Origin of the sequence: Corynebacterium sp. HMSC074H12 (genome assembly GCF_001813755.1) — a bacterium.
In the GTDB taxonomy this organism is placed as follows: domain Bacteria; phylum Actinomycetota; class Actinomycetes; order Mycobacteriales; family Mycobacteriaceae; genus Corynebacterium; species Corynebacterium hiratae.
The window spans coordinates 1-347 of the sequence record NZ_KV813919.1; the positions used below are offsets into that span (position 1 = coordinate 1).

The window sequence follows — 347 nt, forward strand, 5'->3', positions numbered from 1 at the left end:
CCTAACTCGTTGAAACACGCATCAATACAGTCCAACAAGTAACCGGCCCGCTGTTCTGTCACCGGCACCGGGTCATCAGCGGTTCCCCTGCTTGCTGAAGGCTCTACTCCAAGATCAAGGGTGAGTTGATCTGCATCAATAAGACGCCGGGCCTGGGCTTTAAGCTGCTCAACTTGATCAGGTGAGTGTCCTGATCCGACCTGTTGAAGCTTTTTCGACCCTCGATGCTCAGACCACACCACCTGAACCGCAGTTGCCCCGGAAGCGGTCTTGACAGTGCGAATGTATGGACTCACAAAATCAGACTACCGGCTACCCCCGCCGATACCCGCTTAGTGCCGAAAAAA

General features: G+C 54.2%; 1 pseudogene. It reads right to left on the reverse strand.

Annotation, left to right across the window (positions count from 1 at the left end):
- Positions 1–296: pseudogene (locus HMPREF2932_RS13705) on the reverse strand (transposase); the annotation flags it as partial.
- Positions 297–347: the final 51 nt, after the last annotated feature.